20 protein-coding genes and 1 pseudogene are annotated in these 19,443 nt (G+C 44.5%); 8 read left to right on the top strand and 13 right to left on the bottom strand.

What is annotated here, in order from left to right; translation table 11 throughout:
- The first annotated feature begins 288 nt into the window (after window positions 1–288).
- Window positions 289–1,002 (top strand): rhodanese-like domain-containing protein, encoded by a 714-nt coding sequence (locus Q0537_RS05635; RefSeq protein WP_299225841.1) that lies wholly within the window; start codon window positions 289–291, stop codon window positions 1,000–1,002.
- Between the two features lie 612 nt (window positions 1,003–1,614).
- On the opposite strand, the gene Q0537_RS05630 is transcribed toward Q0537_RS05635, so the two are convergent.
- The 4 genes from Q0537_RS05630 to folE form a co-directional block, all read right to left on the bottom strand.
- Window positions 1,615–2,403, bottom strand: coding sequence for a transporter substrate-binding domain-containing protein (locus Q0537_RS05630; RefSeq protein WP_299225840.1), 789 nt, complete (start codon window positions 2,401–2,403; stop codon window positions 1,615–1,617).
- A gap of 409 nt (window positions 2,404–2,812) precedes the next feature.
- Window positions 2,813–3,814, bottom strand: coding sequence for an iron-sulfur cluster assembly scaffold protein (locus tag Q0537_RS05625; RefSeq protein ID WP_299225838.1), 1,002 nt, complete (start codon window positions 3,812–3,814; stop codon window positions 2,813–2,815).
- Window positions 3,815–3,817: 3 nt separating this feature from the next.
- Complete coding sequence (locus Q0537_RS05620) at window positions 3,818–5,017, bottom strand: NifS family cysteine desulfurase (protein WP_299225836.1); 1,200 nt, start codon at window positions 5,015–5,017, stop codon at window positions 3,818–3,820.
- Between the two features lie 112 nt (window positions 5,018–5,129).
- Window positions 5,130–5,714, bottom strand: a complete 585-nt coding sequence (gene folE / locus Q0537_RS05615; protein ID WP_297918758.1) for a GTP cyclohydrolase I FolE — start codon at window positions 5,712–5,714, stop codon at window positions 5,130–5,132.
- 292 nt (window positions 5,715–6,006) lie between these two features.
- Between folE and tig the strand changes: the two genes are divergently transcribed.
- From tig to Q0537_RS05580, 7 genes and pseudogenes are all read left to right on the top strand, one after another.
- A complete protein-coding gene (gene tig / locus Q0537_RS05610; protein WP_299225834.1) occupies window positions 6,007–7,320 on the top strand; it encodes a trigger factor in 1,314 nt (437 codons plus the stop codon).
- Window positions 7,321–7,905, top strand: coding sequence for an ATP-dependent Clp endopeptidase proteolytic subunit ClpP (gene clpP, locus Q0537_RS05605; protein WP_295150849.1), 585 nt, complete (start codon window positions 7,321–7,323; stop codon window positions 7,903–7,905). It abuts the gene before it with no gap.
- Window positions 7,906–8,424: a peptide deformylase gene (gene def, locus Q0537_RS05600; RefSeq protein WP_299225832.1), complete on the top strand. Its 519-nt coding sequence runs from the start codon at window positions 7,906–7,908 to the stop codon at window positions 8,422–8,424.
- The gene (locus tag Q0537_RS05595) at window positions 8,421–9,938 is read left to right on the top strand and encodes a YifB family Mg chelatase-like AAA ATPase (RefSeq protein ID WP_299225830.1); all 1,518 of its coding nucleotides are present in this window, start codon (window positions 8,421–8,423) and stop codon (window positions 9,936–9,938) included. Before def ends, Q0537_RS05595 begins: the two co-directional genes overlap by 4 nt.
- Window positions 9,935–11,596, top strand: a complete 1,662-nt coding sequence (locus tag Q0537_RS05590) for an NAD(P)H-hydrate dehydratase (protein ID WP_299225827.1) — start codon at window positions 9,935–9,937, stop codon at window positions 11,594–11,596. Before Q0537_RS05595 ends, Q0537_RS05590 begins: the two co-directional genes overlap by 4 nt.
- A complete protein-coding gene (purN, locus tag Q0537_RS05585) occupies window positions 11,587–12,165 on the top strand; it encodes a phosphoribosylglycinamide formyltransferase (RefSeq protein ID WP_299225823.1) in 579 nt (192 codons plus the stop codon). The genes Q0537_RS05590 and purN overlap by 10 nt, the downstream gene beginning before the upstream one ends.
- 141 nt (window positions 12,166–12,306) lie before the next feature.
- Window positions 12,307–13,346: pseudogene (locus Q0537_RS05580) on the top strand (DUF3137 domain-containing protein).
- Between the two features lie 223 nt (window positions 13,347–13,569).
- Here Q0537_RS05580 and Q0537_RS05575 read toward each other — a convergent pair.
- The 9 genes from Q0537_RS05575 to Q0537_RS05535 all read right to left on the bottom strand — a co-directional run.
- Window positions 13,570–13,704, bottom strand: a complete 135-nt coding sequence (locus tag Q0537_RS05575; RefSeq protein WP_299225820.1) for a hypothetical protein — start codon at window positions 13,702–13,704, stop codon at window positions 13,570–13,572.
- A gap of 300 nt (window positions 13,705–14,004) precedes the next feature.
- Window positions 14,005–15,012: a WYL domain-containing protein gene (locus Q0537_RS05570; RefSeq protein ID WP_299225817.1), complete on the bottom strand. Its 1,008-nt coding sequence runs from the start codon at window positions 15,010–15,012 to the stop codon at window positions 14,005–14,007.
- Window positions 15,012–15,392 (bottom strand): CRISPR-associated protein Csx20, encoded by a 381-nt coding sequence (gene csx20 / locus Q0537_RS05565; protein ID WP_299225814.1) that lies wholly within the window; start codon window positions 15,390–15,392, stop codon window positions 15,012–15,014. Before csx20 ends, Q0537_RS05570 begins: the two co-directional genes overlap by 1 nt.
- A complete protein-coding gene (locus Q0537_RS05560) occupies window positions 15,389–16,639 on the bottom strand; it encodes a TM1812 family CRISPR-associated protein (protein ID WP_299225811.1) in 1,251 nt (416 codons plus the stop codon). Before Q0537_RS05560 ends, csx20 begins: the two co-directional genes overlap by 4 nt.
- A gap of 3 nt (window positions 16,640–16,642) precedes the next feature.
- Window positions 16,643–17,308 carry a hypothetical protein gene (locus Q0537_RS05555; protein WP_299225808.1) on the bottom strand — a complete coding sequence of 222 codons (666 nt, stop codon included), beginning with the start codon at window positions 17,306–17,308 and terminating at the stop codon, window positions 16,643–16,645.
- Window positions 17,309–17,433: 125 nt separating this feature from the next.
- Entirely contained in the window at window positions 17,434–17,595 is a 162-nt protein-coding gene (locus tag Q0537_RS05550) for a hypothetical protein (RefSeq protein ID WP_299225805.1), read from the bottom strand.
- A 46-nt stretch (window positions 17,596–17,641) separates the two neighbouring features.
- A complete protein-coding gene (locus Q0537_RS05545) occupies window positions 17,642–17,893 on the bottom strand; it encodes a hypothetical protein (RefSeq protein ID WP_299225802.1) in 252 nt (83 codons plus the stop codon).
- Window positions 17,894–18,245: 352 nt separating this feature from the next.
- Window positions 18,246–18,899: a hypothetical protein gene (locus tag Q0537_RS05540; RefSeq protein WP_299225799.1), complete on the bottom strand. Its 654-nt coding sequence runs from the start codon at window positions 18,897–18,899 to the stop codon at window positions 18,246–18,248.
- 166 nt (window positions 18,900–19,065) lie between these two features.
- Window positions 19,066–19,443, bottom strand: a 378-nt coding sequence (locus Q0537_RS05535) for a hypothetical protein (RefSeq protein ID WP_299225795.1), incomplete at its 5' end; no start/stop codon positions are given.

The raw sequence follows: 19,443 nt of genomic DNA, 5'->3' as shown, positions 1-19,443 counted from the left end.
GAGCGAGCCTCTGTGCACGGCGACGGCAAGGAGATAAAAGCTCGGCGTGCTTGCGGGCGGCTTTTGTCTAAGAACTCTTATCGTACTTGGCGCAGTCTATATATTTTAACCCCTATCTTTTGGTATTGTTCGAGCGTTTGACCGAACTTTTAAATTTTATCGCTCTTTTGCTTTTGCAAGTAAATCGCCTACTTGATCGCTCACATCTGCTAACGGCGTAAATTCACACTATTTAGCTAAAATTTCGATATAATCTCCGCTTTAAAAATTAAAATTTAAAGGAAACATATGAAATTTATTTCTCACAAAATTTTAAAAAGCGCGGTTTTGCTGGCGGCATTGGGATCTTTTGCGACTTGCGGCGCCGAGATGCAACAGCCTAACGGCTACGCCATAAGCGGCGCGGCGCTATCAGCGATAGAGGAGGACAATAGGGCGAAAGAAAATTATCTAGTCATCGACGTCAGAAGCGCGGATGAGTACGCTGCAGGCCACATAAAACACGCGATCAACATCCCGCTTGAGCAGCTTGAAAGCAGGCTGGATGAGATAAACGCCTACAAGGATAAAAACGTCGTACTTTATTGCAACACAGGCAACCGCAGCGGCAAGGCGCTTGATCTGCTTAAACAAAAGGGCTTTAGCATGCTTATGAACGCGCCCGGCGTGAAGCAGTATGACTACGAGCTGTATAAGGTCGGCAGCATAAACGCGGAGGGGTTTTTGAAAATAGCGAATAATCCGAACGTGCTGATTATCGACGCTAGAGAGAAAAAAGACTATGACGCCGGACATATGAAGGGCGCGATAAATATCCCATACGGCGAGCCTTTAGAAAACTACAAGGACATGCTTGAGGTCAATAAAGACAAAAAGATAATCACGCACTGCTACAGCGGCAACCGCAGCGCCAAGCTAGCCAAAGCCCTAAACGAGCGAGGCTACAACGTCACAAATCTACTCGACGGCACGAAAGAGTATAATTACGAACTGGTGAAGTAAATCGGGATTGGCTCTTGAGGTAAAATTTTTACGACCATTTTTTGTATTCGCCGCGTCTTTATAAAATGCAGCTTCGCGGCACCCGATAAGACAGGCGCCGCTAAATTTGAAATTATTTGCTCCGCCTGCTCATTTGGCGCCTACTTTGCATAAAATTTGTCTTTGATGTAGGGCGTAAATTTTAAATTCTCCATACCGAGGCGGCAATAGCGCTTGGGAGTTTAGCTCCTTTTAGAGGAATTTTTAAAATTTAAATCATAAAGCTGTAGCGGGAAAGCAAGTATTTAAAGCTAAAAATAGAATTTTATAAGTTAGCGCGGGTTTTGTGAGACGCAAAATTAAAACGAGCTCTATAAAAGTTGCGTAAATTTTAAATACAGCCAAATCGCTTAAAAATTTTACTTCAGAAAATGGAATTCCGCGCTAGTGGTGCGCGCGTTTTAAATAGCCTCACCAATTTCGATAAAATTTGCGTTTTAGTAGAGGCAAGCAAAATCAAGACCGAATTCTAAAAGCAAATTAAGCCCGCAACGTATTTTTCTCGCTCCATCATTACAATGAACTGAATTTTACGCGGAAGTCAAACGCACGAATTAAATTCTGCACGAAATTTTATTCAACCAAGAATTCCTTCTTATCGATCGTGCCGTGATAGAAAATCCCGAGCGTATCATCAAAGGTCTTATCCAAAAATCCATCTTTTTTTAGTCCTGCTAAAGATTTATTGATTAGCTCTAGCAGCGCATTATTGCCCTTCTGCACGGCGATTGCGTTGTAAGTTTGCTTACCTAGACCATCTAAAGCAACCTGCGATTTATTATCGATGATCGCGTATGCGTGCAGGATTAGATTATCATCGACATGCACGGCATTTTTCGCCCTTTTGAAAGCGCGGTAGCATTTAGCCGAGCTGGCGCAAAAGTTTAAATTCTTTCTAAAGCCCGCTTTGCGTAAGAAATTGTGAATAGGAGAGTGTTTGATGACAAAAATCCTCTTTTTGCGCAGCTGATCGAAGCTCGTGACATTTTCGTCTTTTTTGGCTAGCACACCTACCTGCACCTTAAAATAAGGCTCCGAAAAATCTATTTTTTTCGCTCGCGCGGGCGTCGGAGTAAAGGTCGCAATCACCATATCCGCTTCATTGCGCTGTAAAGCGCTAATGCGCCTTGAAGCCGTGATCGGGATAAATTTTACCTTGCCAGGATTATCGCCGAAAATCTCCTTACCGAGCTTTTCGCCAAGAGCAATCTCAAATCCCCTATATTTGCCGTCTACGAGCGCACTAAACGGCGGCTGATCGTTATATACACCTATACGAACGAGCCTATCCTTTTTGATCTGATCCAAAGAATTTGCAGATAGAAAACCAAGTAGTAGAGCCGCCAAAACAAATACTTTCATTTGCTCCCCTTTTAGTTGAAATAAGGCGCAATTATAATAAAAAGAAATTATAGCCAGCTAAAATTCTGCGATTTATGGCGCATTTTCATCTAAATTTATGAAAAGATGAAATTCGCGGAGAAATTCTATGTCCAATTTACAAACGAAATCTCATAAAAAACTTGCACGAGCGAAAAAAGAAGCTCTTTTAATTAAATTTTATAGACAAAATCTACGGATGGATTTCACGCTAGAAAACCTTAGCAAAATTTACGATATTCTTAAAAGCAAACGGCGAAATTCTACGCAGATTTAGCGTCTAATTGCGAATTTAGCTAAGGGGCGAAATTTAGCTCCGCTGTTGCGCAGAAGCTTAAGCTCTTAAAATTTCGTAAGACTAAGCTAAGATGCAAACGTAGCAGTAATAGCCCTAGATCGGCATTACGCGGATGTTTGGGCTAAGGTTTTCTTGCAAAACATTTTCGATCGCGTATAATGTGCCGCTCGCACCGCTGGCGCAGCCGCTGCAAGCGCCTAGGTAGCGGATATAGATGTCCGTTTTGCCGTCGTCTGCAGGCTTGATGTCGATGACATCGAGATTGCCGCCGTCCATCTGAAGCATCGGACGGATATCCTCGTCAAGCACCCCTTCGACCGCTTTAAATTTACCGATTAAATTTAACTGCTCAAAGCTCATCTCAGCTCCCGCTTTCACGCTAGTGGCGGCACTCGCCTCGGCTTGGGCCTGAAGCCTCTCTCGCTCCATCTCCTCTCTGGTTTGCTTTAAAATATCGACCAGATAGTAGTCCTTCTCCTCGTGCCCGCCCGGACGCACGCAGGATTTGCAAAACGCGCCCGCTTTGGTGTATTGCGTGATCTCTTCGACCGTGTGAAGGTCGTTTAGGCGGATCACCTCTTTGATCGTGCCGAGGCTCACGCGCGCGCAGTCGCACACGATGATCTCGTCCTCGAAATGCGCGGGATCGACGCCCTTATAATTCGCCGCAGCCTGCTTGATAACGTCGTATGCCATTACCGAGCAGTGCATCTTTTGCGGCGGTACGGCGGGCTCGTCGGGATTATCGCGCATCGCGTGCTCTACGTCTAAATTTGTAATCTTTACCGCTTGATCGACGGTCTTTCCGATACAAAGCTCAGCCATCGTATCCGAACTCGCAATCGCGGTGCCGCAGCCAAAGCTTTTAAATTTAGCGTCTAAAATTCTATCAGTCTTAGGATCGATCAGCCAATACAGCCGCACCGCATCGCCGCAGCTCTCGGCGCCGAAGTCCGCGACCACGAGTTTGGCTCCCTTGGCTTTCGCCTCCTCTTCGGTAATCTCGCCCATATAGCGAGGATTATTCATACGCTCCTGCACTTTTTGCGAGTACTGCTCCCAGATTGAGCCGTTTATCAAACTATTTTTTGCCATTTTTTATCCTTTATTTTTCTCATAACCTTGCGGCGCGTAAGCAAACGTGCTTGAAATCCCGCGCAGACGAGCGATAGCTTTACCAATATGTTCGATCGCATAATCGATCTCCGCTTCCGTAGTAAAGCGCGACAGCGAAAGCCTTAGCGCCGTATGCGCCAGCTCCTTATCTGCGCCGATCGCTTCCATTATTGGGTTATTCTCGAGCGCCTCGCTCGCACATGCAGAACCCGTAGAAGCGGCTATGCCCGCTTTATTTAGATCCCACAGCATCGCCTCTCCCTCGACGCCTTGGATTGAGGCGAGGATGGTATTTGGCACCCGAATGCTGCGGTCGCCCACGACGCTTACGTTTGGAATTTGTAAAAGCGCATCTTCCAGCTTATCGCGCAGTCTGCTTACCTGAGTGCGCTCAAAATCCATAAATTTATCCGCTAGCTCTAAAGCCTTACCGAGCCCCACGATGCCCGCGACGTTTAGCGTGCCGCTGCGGCGCCCGCCCATCTGCTCGCCGCCGTGAAGTAGGCTCGTAAGTGGCTTACTATCTTTTATGTAGAGTGCGCCGACGCCCTTTGGAGCGTGAAATTTATGCCCGGAAAGACTCAAAAAATCCACATCCGCATCGCGCACGTTCACCTTTATCTTACCTATCGCTTGCACCGCGTCGGCATGATATAGCGCGCCATGCTCGTGTGCGATTTGTGCGATTTTTTTTACGGGGAAGATCGTGCCGGTTTCGTTATTTGCCCACATCACGCTAACAAGCGCAGTTTTGTCGTCGATCTTTTCGCTAAGCTCGTCAAGATCGATTAGTCCGTCTTTATCGACGCCGAGGCGCGTGATCTTTACGCCGCAAATTTTTTCTAAAAAAGCACAGGTCGCGCTGATTGCAGGGTGCTCTACGGAGCTTATGACAATATTATCCTTCTCGCCGGTTAGAATTTTATCGTAGTAAATTCCTTTTAAAACCCAGTTGTTGCTTTCGGTCGCACAGCTCGTGATGACGATATCGTCTGCATCCGCAGCACCGAGTCCTGCATAGAGCCTATCCATCGCAGTTCTTAGCGCGGGGTGGGTCTCGCTGCCGAAGCTGTGAAGGGAGTTTGGATTGCCGTATTTATCACAAAAAAACGGCTTCATCTCCTCAAAAACTTCAGGATCGACCATCGTAGTGGCGTTATTATCCAAATAAACGCGCTGCATAAAATTCCTTTCTAAAAATTTGCCTGAAATTTAATCAGACAATTTCGCTCTTTTATCAATTTCGCACGATAATATAACATAATTGCTAAATTTTTCTTTAACGCTTGCCGTTTTAAAAACCAAAAGTTTTCGGAGAATTTATTAGATCGAAAAATTCCTTGCGCGTATCGTTTCGGCTGATAAAAAGTCCCCTAAGCGCCGACGTAGTCGTGGTCGAGTTGATCTTTTGCACGCCGCGCATCTCCATGCACATGTGCCGCGCCTGCAGCACCACGCCCACGCCGAGCGGATGGATCACCTCTTGGATTGCGCTTGCGATCTGCTCGGTAAGCTGCTCTTGGATCTGCAGCCTGCGCGCGAAAATATTTACCATACGCGGAATTTTACTAAGCCCTACGACCTTTTTATTCGGGATATACGCGACGTGTGCACGCCCGATGATCGGCAGCAGATGGTGCTCGCAGAGGCTATAAAATTCTATATCTTTTATCAAAACCATCTCGTTGTTGCTGCTCTCAAACAGCGCGTCGTTTAAAATTTCTTTTGGATCCAGCTCGTAGCCGCTAGTTAGAAACTCATAGGCTTTAGCCACGCGCTCGGGCGTCTTCGCAAGCCCGTCGCGCTTCGGATCCTCGCCTAAAATTTCAAGCATCTGCGACACGCAGTTTTCAAATTTAGCTCGGCTTTTTTCGTCCATTTTTAGCAATTCCTTAAAGATCGATGCGCGATATTACTCAAAAACGCCTTTTATAACGCTGATGAATTTTAAAATTTCGATTAAAATTTCGAGCTACGCGCGGCAGTTTATGTTTAACGTATCGGTAAAATTTTAGCCTTAGTCCCGCTTTAAATTTCAAGGCGGGCTCTTAAAATTTTAAAATTTAAAAGCCGCGAGCCGCTTAGGCTCGGTAAATTTTAGGAATTTATACTTTAAATAAGAAATTTTTTGATATATTACGAGCTATTTTTAAATTTTCTAAAGGAATTTTATGGAAGTAAAAGCAAAAATGAAAGACGCCGCGAATGCGGTAGCTGCGAGCAAGATCGAAGCAAAGCAGATCGCAGCCAAAGTAGAAGAGCTAGCCAAAAAGGCCTCCAAGCAGCTAAGAATCGACGGATTCAGACAGGGTAAAGTGCCTACCGCAGTGGTTTTGAAGCGATACGGCAAGCAGCTTGAGGGCGATGCAAAGCAGGAGCTTCTTAAAGATATGATCGATCAGTCTCTTAAAATTTTAAAGAAAAAACAAGATGAAATTTTATCCGAGCCGGTCTTTTCTAAATTTGACGAAAAAGAAGGTGACATCGATGTCGAGATCGAAATTTCTTTCAGACCGGAGGTTAGCGTCGAGGGGTACGAGGAGCTGATCCCTAAATTTAGCAGCCCGCGCGTTACTCAAAAAGAGATCGACGAGAAAGTAGCGGAATTTTTGCAGATGATCGCTCCGCTTTCTAAAACCAACAAAAAAATTCTAGCCAAAGACGATTTTGCAAAATTTGATTTCGAAGGCTTCGTGGACGGCAAGCCATTCGACGGCGGCAAGGCCGAGGACTACGTACTTCAAATCGGCTCAAATCAATTTATCCCTGGCTTTGAAGACGGTATGATCGGGCTTAGAGTGGGCGAGGAGCGCGACGTAGCGGTTAAATTTCCGCAGAATTACGGCGCGAAAAGCTTAGCCGGCAAGGACGCGATTTTTAAAGTCAAGCTTCATGAAATTCAGGCTAAAAAACCTGCCAAAGAGCTCGGCGAGGAGGAGCTAAAGCAAGCCCTTCCGGGCGAGAAAGAGCCGAGCAAGGAGAAATTTGAAGCGCGCATCAAAGAGCGCATCAAAAACGATAAGCTTCAAAAGCTGATAAACGAGGATCTAAAGCCTAAATTTGCCGATGCGCTCGCCGAGAAATTTAACTTCGCGCTTCCAAAAGCGATCGTTGAGCAGGAGATAAATTTGCAGTTTAACAACGCCTGGAGCGGCTTTTCAAAAGAGCAGATCGAGGAATTTAAAAACAACAAAGACGCCCTGGATAAAAAGCGCGAAGAGTTTAGAAAGGCTGCCGAAAACAGCGTAAAACTTACATTCTTAATAGACGAGCTAGCCAAAAAACGCAATATCGACGTGAGCGATCAGGAGCTCGTCCAAGCGGTCTATATGGAGGCCTACACATACGGCGCCGATCCGAAGGAGCATCTAAATAGATACCGCAACAACGGCATGCTGCCGGCCGTTAAAATGGCACTTATAGAGGAGAAGCTATTTAACGATATTTTCTCAAAGCAGGGCAAAAAAGAAGAGAAGGGCGAATAGATGGTGATTCCTTACGTTATCGAACAAACTAGTCGCGGAGAGCGCAGCTACGACATCTACTCGAGGCTGCTAAAAGACCGTATCGTAATGCTTAGCGGCGAGATTGACGACGCAGTGGCAAGCTCGATCGTCGCGCAGCTTCTGTTTTTGGAAGCGGAGGATCCGGATAAGGATATCTATCTATACATCAACTCCCCGGGCGGCGTGGTTACGAGCGGATTTAGCATTTATGACACGATGAATTATATCAAACCCGACGTAAGCACGATCTGTATCGGTCAAGCGGCGTCGATGGGAGCGTTTTTGCTAAGCTGCGGCGCCAAAGGCAAACGCTACGCGCTTCCAAACTCGCGCATAATGATCCACCAGCCCCTTGGCGGCGCGCAGGGCCAAGCTACCGACATCGAGATCCAAGCCAAAGAAATTTTACGAATGAAAGAAATTTTAAATAACATCCTTTCGCAAAATTCCGGCAAAGATCTCGCGCAGGTCGAAAAGGACACCGATCGCGACTTTTTCATGAGCGCCGAGGATGCCGTGCAATACGGCTTGATCGATCAAGTACTTCAAAAGAGCTTTAAATAGATGATCCTGGATGTCCTTACCTATCCGAATAAAAAGCTATACCAAAGATCGACCGAGGTCGTGAAATTCGACGCGGCACTGGGCGAGCTTTTAGACGATATGTATGAGACGATGATCGCAAAAAACGGCATAGGCCTTGCCGCCATCCAGGTAGGCAGGCCCGTGCGCGCTTTGATTATAAATTTAGCCAATGAGGAAAAAATCCAAGATAAAAAAGACCTCATCGAGATCATCAATCCGCAAATTTTAAAAAAGGAAGGCGAGGTCGTATTCCAGGAGGGCTGCCTCTCGGTACCGGGCTTTTACGAGGACGTCACGCGCGCCGAGTTTATCACGGTGCAGTTTCAAGACCGCGCCGGCAATACCCAGCAAATAGGCGCTAGCGAGCTGCTAGCCGTCTGTATCCAGCACGAGATAGATCACCTCGACGGACATCTTTTCATCGAGCGCATCGGATACAACAAACGCAAAAAATTTGATAAAGAATTCAAAAAAAGTCTAAAAGAAAAATCGAAATGAAATCCCTAAAATGCGCTGCCTTCACGGATGCACTGATCCCCGTAGAGGTCGAGTCGACATTCGTGCGGGGACTGCCTGGATTTAATATCGTTGGCCTTGCGGGCGCTACGATAAAAGAGAGCGAAAGTCGCGTAAAAGCGGCGCTTATGAGCCTAAATTTTAAATTTCCCGCATCCAAAATCATCATAAATCTCTCCCCCTCCGACACGCCCAAAAACGGCTCGCACTTCGATCTTGCGATCGCGCTTCTCATCGCGCTGCAAAAAGAGCGCATCGACGGCGATTTTTTCGTCTTCGGCGAGCTCGGTTTAGACGGCAGCCTAAAGAGCACGGCGAGCCTCTTTTCGATCCTGCTTTTTTTAAGCACGAAGGTGAGGCGCGCTAAAATTTTAGTGCCGCAAAGCATAGCTCTAAAGGCCTGCACGATCCCAAACTACGACGTGTATGCGGTGGATAGCCTAAGCGACGCGGTCAGATTTTTTTTAGACGAGGAGTTCGCCGCAAGTAGGCTCATGCGAGAAACCCATCCGCTTTTTAAAAACGTAGTGGAGATTGGCGGGCAAGCTTACGTCCCCAACCGCGATTTTTCGCTCGATTTCAAAGACGTCAAAGGGCAAAAGCGCGCCAAGCGCGCGAGCCTGATCGCCGCGTGCGGTATGCACAACATCCTCTTTGAGGGCAGCCCAGGCTGCGGCAAAAGCATGTGCGCCAAGCGGATAGCCAGAATTCTACCGCCGCAGAGCCTGGGCGAAGTGCTGCTCTCGTGCGCCTACGAGTCGTTAAATAACAAAGACGTCGATTTTAGCGCGCTACGTCCCTTTCGCTCGCCGCACCACACCAGCACGCGCAGCTCGATTTTCGGCGGCGGCAGTAGCGGCGCAAAGATCGGCGAGGTCGCGCTTGCAAACGGCGGCGAGCTGTTTTTCGACGAGCTGCCGCACTTCGGCAAGCAAATTTTAGAAAGCCTGCGCGAGCCGCTGGAGGATAATAGAATTCTGATTTCGCGCGTAAATTCCAAGGTCGAATACCAAACGAAATTTATCTTCGTCGCGGCGCAAAACCCCTGCCCGTGCGGAAATTTATTCTCCAAAAACCTAACCTGCACCTGCTCGCTAAACGACATCAGGCGCTACAAAAACACGATCTCCGCGCCGCTGCTCGATCGCATCGACATATACGTCGCGATGGACGAGATCGGCGCGGACGACAGAAGCGACGTTTGCAGCGAGGAGATGGCAGATGCGGTGCTGCGGGCGTTTCGCGCGCAAAAGGCTCGCGGACAGAGCGAGCTAAACGCAAAGCTACGCGACGAGGAGACCGAAAAATTTTGCGTCTGCGAAAGCGCTGCGCGAGAGGTTTTGCAAACGGCGATCACCCGCTACGATCTTTCGCAGCGCGGCGTGAATAAGACGCTAAAACTCGCGCGCACGATCGCCGATCTAGCAGGCGCCGAGATCATCGCCAAGGCGCATATTTTAGAGGCTCTTAGCTTTCGCATAAGGAGCGAAATTTGAAAAAAATTTTCTTTAGCACCGAGGAGCTCGACGCGCGAGCTAGTGCGAAATTTGGGCTTAGCGAGCAAATTTTAATGGAAAACGCCGCTGGCAGGATCGAGAGCGAGATCAGAAAGCGGCTCAAAAAGGGTTCGCGCGTTTTGGCGCTTTGCGGCGGCGGAAACAACGGCGCCGACGCGATGGCGGCGCTGCGAAGGCTAAGCGGCGATTTTAGCTGCACCGCGCTTTGCGTGCTTCAAAACAGAAGCGCGGCAGGTAAATTTCAAGCTGATGCGGCGCGGGCTGCGAGCGTTAAGCTTATCGACATCGCAAGCACAAAAGACGCTTACGGGCACGCAGACAGCGCGTCTAGCAGGGATGTCTGCGCGCATGAAAGTGCAAGCGGCTCCTATTTAAAAGACGCTGGCGCGAGCGAGCCGCAGCGCGAGCGCGAAAGCCTAAGCGGCGCGGACATTTCGGGCGGCGGCGATAAACTATGCGTAAAATTTAAGGACTTAAAATTTACGAGCGCTAAATTTAAAACCACGGAGCACGGCAGCGATTTCGGCAAGCTAGGCAACGAATGCGGCAAACCGAGCGTCCTGCGCGATGAAATTATAAGCGCAGACTGCATAATCGACGGGATTTTCGGCAGCGGTTTGAACAAAGCCTTAAGCGCTGAAATTTGTGAAATTTTATCTCTCGCAAACGGCACGAAATCCCTAAAAATCGCAGTCGATATCCCAAGCGGCATCGATAAGAGCGGGCGCGTTTTAGACGGTGCATTTTGCGCGGATTTGACGATCGCGATGGGAGCGCTCAAACTCGCGCTGTTTTCGGATGCGGCGAAGGATTATGTAGGGCGGATCAAGGTCGCAAATCTTGGAATTTCGCGCTCAAATTTTGAGGAGCAGAGCGAATATTTTCTGCTTCAAAAAAGCGATCTGAGGCTGCCGCTGCGCACGAAGCAAAACACCAACAAGGGCGACTTCGGGCACACCTACGTCGTAAGCGGACAGATGAGCGGAGCGGCGCAGATGGCGGCTCTAGCGGCTCACGCGATCGGCAGCGGGCTCGTTAGCGTCGTTAGCGATGAGCCGTTAAACTTAAGCCCGATTTTGATGCAAAAAAGCTCATTCAATGCAGCGCGGGTGGTAGTCTGCGGCTGCGGCCTCGGAGAGCAAAAGATCGATCTTGCCGCGCTGCGGGACAAAAGCTGCGTCATCGACGCCGATCTGTGCTACGAGAGCGAAATTTTAAGCTTACTAAACGCCAATTCAAATTTAATCCTAACGCCCCATCCAAAGGAGTTTTGCTCGCTTTTAAAGATCGCAGGTATCGCGGATCTTAGCGTGAGCGAGCTACAAGAGCGGCGCTTCGAGCTTGCGCGGGCATGGAGCGAGAAATTTAGCGGCGTACTCGTGTTAAAGGGCGCAAACACGCTCATCGCGCAAGCTGGCGTCATTTATGTCTGCGACAAGGGAAGCGCCGCGCTCGCAAAAGGCGGCAGCGGCGACGTACTCGCAGGGCTCATCGGCGGGCTGCTCGCGCAACATTACTCGCCTCTGCAAGCCTCAATCTGCGGCGTCCTAGCCCACGCACTCGCCGCGCGAGCCTTCGCCAAAAACTCCTACGCTCTAAGTCCGCTCGATCTCATCGAGGAGGTAAAATGGTTGTGAAAAAGCTCGCCGTGCTTTTTAGCGGCAGCGGCTCAAATTTAGAGGCGATCTTGCAGAAGCTGCACGGCAAGGTTTTTGGCGAAACCAAGATCAAGGTCGTGCTAACGCTAAGCAACAAAGCGGACGCGGGAGGCATAGCAAAGGCCGCAAAATTCGGTCTAAAAAGCGTGATCCTAAATCACAAAGACTTCGCTAGCCGCGAGGAATTCGACGCCGCGCTCGTGCGCGAGATCGAAAAAAGCGGCGCGGAGCTTACGGTACTCGCGGGCTTTATGAGGATTCTCACGCCCGTTTTTACGAGCAGGGTTCGCGCGATAAACCTGCACCCGTCGCTGCTGCCGCTTTTTAAGGGCGCGCATGCGATAGAGCAGAGCTTCGAGAGCGATATGAAAGTGGGCGGCGTGAGCGTGCACTGGGTCAGCGAGGAGCTTGACGGCGGCGCGATCATCGCTCAGCGCGCGTTTGAAAAGAGCGCGGGAATGAGCCTTGAGGCTTATGAGGCCAAAATCCACGAGATCGAGCATGAGCTATTGCCGCAGGTGATCGTAGAAATTTTGTGCCGAAGCTAAATTTAGCGCAGAGATTCGCGCTAAATTTAAAGAGCAAAATTCCGCGGAATTTTGTAAATTTTAAAGCTTAGTTCTTTAAATTTAGGGGCGGATTCGAAGCTGAATTTTAAAATTTGCTTCGATAAATTTAGAAAGAGAAAGATGACCGCAAACGAACTGGAAAAACTAAGACTAGGCATCCTAGATGAGGCGGAGCAGCGCAAAGGCACGGCGTTTTCGATAATAGCACTGGCAGTGCTGGCCTCGGCGCTGTGGCTATTTTTCAATTTTAGAGATCAAGAAGCAGCAGTAGGCCTCTGCTGGATCATAGTGGTATTTAGCTGCGGCAGCATCTCTTTTAGAGTAGTGAATAAAGATGCAAATATAGTGCGCGTATTTATCTTTTGCACCTTACTGTGGATGCTTGCCAAAGGCGTAGAAATGTGCGAGAATGATACCTTGCGCTTCGTCATCGCATTCGTAACCATCTGTCTTTCTTTGTTTAATATCGCGGATGCCGCGCTGGAGCGGATCAAATACAACAGATCCAAAAAATTCGTCCGCACCTTTAAACACCAATATATTGCGCCCTATATTGCAAGCCTAGGTTATCGCTACGAAATTTCAGGCTCGTTTCGGCCGGCGTATCTGCGCGCTAGCGGTCTATTTGTGGACGGCATAAGCTATTTTGATTGCGAAGATAAAATTTCCGGCGTCTATGACGGAGTATTTTTCAGCTTTGCGGATGTTTGCGTGACTCATACTGACGAACGACGTAGCAGCAGGGGGATCTTTTTCTACGCGGAATTTAAAAAGCGCGTAAACTCGGTGGCGGTGATCCTGCCTTCGCTCAGCGCGAGGCCAATACTCGGCGGACTTAAGAAGATCGCGATGGATGATAGCGAGTTTAGCTCCGCATTTAACGTGTATAGCGCCGATGCGTGTCTGCAATGTATGCCATCACGCCCGCCTTTATGCGGCGCCTGCTTCGCTTTAGAAGCGGTGCCGGCGGATCGATCAGTTTAAGTTTTTCCGGTAGAAACGTCTATATTTTCATCCGCACGGGATACGATAGTTTCGAGCCTAGCGTGGATCGCAGCGTATTTGGCTTTGATCCCGCCGCGTTTATCAAGCACGAGCTTCTATTCTTTCTCTCCATCGTAAAAAGCCTGAAACTAAACGAAAATATCTGGCAGGATTGAATTAAAGCTCTGATTTAAGGTATAGATCGCTGCAAAATTTTAGGCTTTCGCTTTAAATTTACGAGCTACTACGCCGCAACCGCTGCAACAAAATTCTATTTGAAATTTCAAGGGCATTTAAACCATGAAATTTATAAAATTTTTTAGCGATGCAAATTTTACGACATAGGATTTAGGGCTTTTAGCTATTTTTATCCTAGCATATTGTGACAAAATCAGCGATCTATTTTAGCTCTAAAAGCCGTTTAACATCGCCCTTGCTTAAATACGGTGCAAATATATGCTGCGGCTGTGAACCACTTAGTTTTACTAGCATATCACCTGCGCCTAGAAGCTTTTCGGCTCCGCTTTCGTCCAAGACAATACTACAGGCACGTTATTTGCAAAAATCCGCCGAGCAGAATTTTATGAGATTTTGCGTTAAATTTTAATTAGATTTTATCACTCACCTATAAATTTATCCCCGTGCAAATCCACTCTGTATAGTATTATGATCTCGCCACTGCCGCTTACGGCACACGATCTTTATATGAGATTGCGACGAGGCTTTATGCGCTTCGAATTTCATCAAACATTCTAAAATTTTACCGCTTCGTAGCGCGTGAATAGACTCAGATTAAATTTTGTTGCGCCCTTAGCACGACAACGCGCGTCTTTCCTACTTACTTAATATATCAAGAGCCGCTTTTAATTGCTCTTTAAATGTTTTTCTTAGATCTTCCGGCTCAAGTATCTCTATATCGGGAAGCCACTTTTTTATAAACGGTAATATCTCCATATCTTGAGTGAAATTTATGCTAAAAGTAACGCTGCCGTCGCCCAGCTTCTTTTTAAATTTTTGAGTTGGGAAAAACAGCTTCATACCCTCCTTAAAATATATAGCCACTTTCGGGGAGGCTTTTAATAGCGCCCTTCGCAATGGCTCGGAGGGCAAGCTCATAGCATTTTGTATCTTATTAAAATACGTTTTGTATTCCTTCAAGATCTTTCCTTCGTATTTTTTTGAGCTTTTGCTAAGCGATACGATAAAAGCCACTCTTAAAAGCCTAAAATTTCCCTTAACATCCTCGATAGCCAGATACCAATTACTATCTGTAAAAACTATTTTTAGGCACTTTACGTCGATTAAATTCTCCATTTCACCGATATATTTATACTTAATATCTCGGTATTCTCTATTCATAACGGCATTGCGAAGTTCGCTTAAATACCTCTTACTAGGCTCGTCTTGCAATATCTCCAAAGGATTGGTTCTGAATAAAAATATGCCTGAATTCTCTTTTAATTGTGCAGATACCTTCTCTTTTTCATTTTTATCTAAATCGCTAAATAAGCTAGGATCATTTTCGTTTAATAAACTAATTAACCAGCCTAGATCATTGCCATATTCTAAAAGACATTTTAAAACGCCGATTATATCTTTGTTTTTATCATATACTCTTAATACTTTTACCGGTCTCTTGCCATGCCCTATGAGCTTGCTTTCTATCCTAAAAGCATCTGGAAATAGCTTGTCGATTTCGCCCATATACCTTCTAAGCGTTCTTTCCTTAATCCTTAACTCATCTAAAAGCTCTGTATCGGTAAGATAAATTTCTTGCTTTGCAACTAGCTTTTTTAAAATTTCAAAGATAACTATCGTTTTATTGTCTGCATCTGATGACATTATAACTCCTCGTATTCTCTAAATCTTGCGTGTTTAAATTCTCGTTTAATCACGACTTTGTCGTTTTCTACCTGCTCACTTACGATGCGGTTAGTAGTCGCATACACAGCTATCAGACCCATATTTTTAGCAAACCTTATCATATTATAAGTCGCTCCGAAATCACCCTGCACCAGCAATACGTCACCCGCTTTTGCTTGCTTTTTAAGTTTATCTTTATATGTTTCAACAAATTTTATTATGCTTTTTTCAGACGGGTCGATATCGCTCCACCTCGCATCGGCTATGTTTACGAATTTATCAACATCTAAATTCTTCCTCGCATCTTCTTCTTGCTCCAACGTCAAGGTGTGGTTTATTAGTGTAAAGAGGATTTTCATATTTTATTTCCCAATATATTTTGCTGTATACAAAATGAATTATATTTATCTAATAATCTTGATAACTCTTGCTTTGAGTCTTCTATCCTTTCGTTGGCATTACCATGAGCTAGATTATTTCTTAGTTTTTCTGCATCTTTTATGAAATCGCCAAAATTACTAAGAGCTTTTATACTTTTTAGTTTCTTTTGTATACTAGTGTACGCCATGCCGCCATCTTCTGTTAAATATACCTCACCCCTTAACTTCATCCGTTTTACAAAAGTCCTAGACTCATGTGTCAAATCATAAGCATTGAATTCTTTACTTTTCTTAAAGTTGTTTATATGCGTTTTTATATCGTCGCCAAAGCACTCGAAACTCTCTGCACAATAATATCCGATAGCCTCAAATAGTAAAGTTATAGCATTTAACAAATAGCCTTTAGGGGTTAGAATTCTAGACATCTTGTAAAATTTTGTAGAATCTTTTTCTACGCCTATTCTCTGGAGTTCCATAATGTGTTGCCGTATATCCTCAAGGCTACTTTTAAATGTCTCTATTTGCTCGTTTTTTAAAATAAAATCTATATTATTTAAAATTTTGCTAATATCATTGTTAAGAGCTTTTAGTGAATTTGATAATATGTGATTTGATATAGTTGAAAGTTGACTTGCCAAATCACGAAAATTCTTATTTTTAAACTTAGATACCAAGGCTACCGTATAGTTGTGATTAAAGCTCTCTAGCACGTATGACATATTCGCAAGCTCTAAATACTCTTTTAAATCGATTATCTCATAATTTTTATACGGCACTTTCTCTTTCGCAAAAAATATATGTTTGATTTTATTCGTATTATTTAGACTTTGAGAAATAAGCGAAATGGTAGCCAAAATAGGAATATGCCTAAATCCGTGGGATAGATCAATTATATATTCTTCATTGCCGGATGTTGCATCATTTATGATGCGTAAAATTTTATAAAAGTCCTTTTCGTCATCTATAAAATTTCTATCATCAAAAATTTCATTGTACTCAGCATGAAATTCTTCCATCAAAACCTTAGTTTGAGCTTCTTTAGCCAGTTTCGTAAAGATAGGCACTACATTTTGCGCACCAAAATTATCAATTAAAAGCGGAAGCATATTTATGTATCTTTCTCTTTTTAGAGAATACTGTTCTGCCAGCTTTTCATCATACTTATAAATAGGAATTCCAAATTTTTCATTTTTCGCAATTCTGCCTAAAATCGTTACAACCTTCATCTTTTACTCCTCGTTTTGTATATAAGTTAAATCATAATGCCTAACGGTATAATCGCTCGTAGAAACGTATTGCAAGTGCCTATCGTTCGGTATCGCAAACATCGCTCCGGCTATGCTTACCGCTTTTTGCCCACCAGTAACGTCAAATACGACGTCGTCCTCCATAAAGCCCTCTTGCTTAAGCTGGTTATATACGCTCTCTAAAAATTTATAGACGCTTTTAGCATCTTCAAAATTCTTTATATATCGCATATTTACCATATCCGCAAGCTCCTTGCCAAAGAGATTTTGCACGCATTTTAAAAATTTATCTCTATCGCCGTGGGATTTTTCAGAACAAGCGACTATAATCTTTTTAAGCCTTTGTTTGTGGTAATCTATCGCTTTTAGTGGCATCCTATAATTATTTCTTCCATACTCATCGATAGTTTTAAATTTTAAAATTTCTTCCATTTCACTATTATTTTCACTTAAAAATAGCACCAAAACTTTAGCCCTCTTAGGCATATCATTTATATCTATATCGACATTCGGAATGCTTTTGGGAATTATCCGTTTGATTTCACAAAAAATTAATAGGGAGCCCAAAATTTGAACCAGCATAGTGCCGTCTTTGGCGCTCCATTCTAAAATTTCACCACCGAAAATTTTATCTAGTAGCGATGACATTCCATCCGGCAACCAAGCGAAAAATAGCAATACGCCGACTATAATAATAAATGCTTTGCGCTCCAAAAGGGAGCTTCCCAAAAGAGAGGCAACTATTTTTTGTAAATTTCTTTTTTCATAATGCGTCATTTCTCAAATTCCTTAAGCATTGCCATTATCTTTAATGTATCTTGATAGTCTCTATCTTTTTCGGGCTTCTTTTGTTTTGTTTGCTCTTTCCAGCTTCCAGTGGCGCAAATATACTCTTGTATACCCTGGATACTCGCGCCGTATAGGTATTTAGCCATCTTGCCTCCTTCGTGTTATATTTTTGAAATTTTATCGCAACTAAACTTAAATTATTTTTTGAAAAATTACGCAAAATGAACTAGCCGAAGCAACGCCTCGAGCTAGACCGAATTTATTGTCTAGTCCTACCGCAAAAGACATATTGTCCGTTATATCCTTGCCTTTGACGTAAAAATCAAGCGTAGGGACGTACGAGCCGTAATTGCTCGGTGCGATATTGGCTAAATTCGGCACCTCTTGCGCCAAAGCGCCACTCATAACTCCAGCCGCTGCTAGCGACAACACAATCTTTTTCATTACAACTCCTTTAATTGATCTCGTCGGCGTTTTACCTCCGACTTTGAACGCAATTATAGTAAGCAGTAGTGTCAGATTCTGTCAGCCAAGGGAAAACTTTGAAAAATGAGAGGGAAATTTTAATTAAATCAGGGGAGGGTAGATTGAAAATTTTGGGTGCAAAGAGGAACCAATCCCCTATATCGGGGAGATTCTAATCAAATATAATCGATGAGAGAGATTAAATTTAGAGCTTTTTAGTTTCAATCCCCAGATCGGGCAAATTCTAACTAAATCCCTCGCCGCCTAAAACCATTCCTAGCAAAAGCCGTATTTATTGAGCCATTCTACCTCATTCATCCGACTCTACTATTTAGTTTAACTCATTGTTTTCAAATGCTTTTTTCGGAATTTTACTTAAGATAGCGTTGAGCTTCGCTCCAGTGTAAGTTGCAGTATGGATGGTAATCTTTACTGGCGTAAAGCCATCTTTATAGTTGTTGAAAGCCGACTTTACTTCAACAAAATTTATCATAATTGAAGCCATATCTCCTTCTACATCCGTTTCGGTTAGCAAAGGAAATTCGTTAAATAAGCATAGGGAAGTGCCATCAAAACAGTTCTTTTGCGCTTTTCGAAACTGAGTATCGAAAGGAACGAGAGAAGCGACTTCGGCATTAAGCCTGCCCGAATATCTCTTAAACTTATTTTTACCGCTACTCTTAACCGCGCGCTCATAAACGCGTAACGGCGCAGCTCCTTTTGAAGCTAAAAAGCTTTTAACTTCCGAAAGCTTTACATCGTTTTCGTAATCGGCTATCTTAAGCGAATTATCAAAGTAATCGTTTCCATATTGAGATTTTTCGCCCATATCAAATAAGACGATTAGCTCGTTAGCAAGCCTTCTACTTTGAAAGTTGCTCGTAAACTCATCTTTTCTATTAACCCTTCCATAGTAGCTTTCCGGGTCCGGTTCTACACACCCTATTAAAAATATAGCAATTGATACTAAAAACAGTGTTCTCATAACATTTTCCTTCCTTTAAATTTATAAACAATCTGGCAATTTAAAAAGCTGGCTATTCTATCCGTTGCATCGCTTTCCAATTGAAGCAAAGCAAAAATTAGCTATCTTATTTAACTCTCGCGGCGAATACTCGATAATCTCAATTGTCAGGTAGTTGAACTTATACCTACTTTTCATTATACGCTTTGTAACCCGCAAAATCATAAGTGCTTTTATCAATCTCTTTTCTTGTTTCATAATCAATAAAAATTAGATCGAGCGATGAACCAAGCTCCATTAGCTCGCCGATTTCTTTAGAAGAATAAAGCAATTGAGCCATTCGCTCTTTTAAAAAGTTAATAAAGGTATAGGCGTCCTCATTTTTTCCATCTTTCTCATTCTGAGCTTTAACTTTATGAGGTGTAATCTCTACAACCATATTAAGCTTTTTATTTTCTCTGTCGCAAGTTATCGGCTTATACACCAAACCATATTCACGCCAGTATAGTCCCGGGTGATTGTCACCACTAAAAGCTCTATCTAATAGCGAAACGCTATACTCTCC

It is taken from the genome of uncultured Campylobacter sp. (assembly GCF_938017775.1).
Taxonomy (GTDB): domain Bacteria; phylum Campylobacterota; class Campylobacteria; order Campylobacterales; family Campylobacteraceae; genus Campylobacter_B.
This window is presented reverse-complemented; position numbering and strand designations above follow the sequence as displayed.